Below are 258 nucleotides of genomic sequence, written 5' to 3'. Positions count from 1 at the left end.
ATCGAGTCGCAGCTGCTGCGGGTGGAAGGCGTGCGCGAAGCGGTGGTGCTGGTTCGAAGTGACGCGAACGGGCAGAAAGCGCTGTGCGCGTACTACACAACGGATGGCGAACTGACGGCGGCAGACCTGAAACGGGCGATCTCCAGGGAGCTGCCGGGTTACATGATCCCGTCGTACTTCGTCGAGCTGGAGCGCCTGCCTCTGACGCCGAACGGGAAAATCGACCGGAAGGCGCTGCCGGCGCCGGAAGGGGGAGCA

1 protein-coding gene is annotated in these 258 nt (G+C 65.1%); it reads left to right on the top strand.

Annotation, left to right across the window (positions count from 1 at the left end; genetic code table 11):
• The coding region (locus ACL9RM_RS26750) for an AMP-binding enzyme (RefSeq protein WP_414126727.1) at positions 1–258 on the top strand (258 nt) is incomplete at both ends.

The sequence above is a fragment of the Paenibacillus sp. S29 genome (assembly GCF_049319765.1).
GTDB classification, from domain to species: domain Bacteria; phylum Bacillota; class Bacilli; order Paenibacillales; family Paenibacillaceae; genus Paenibacillus; species Paenibacillus polymyxa_B.
The sequence above is the reverse complement of the archived record's forward strand: the minus strand, read 5'-3'. Positions and strand labels throughout refer to the sequence as shown.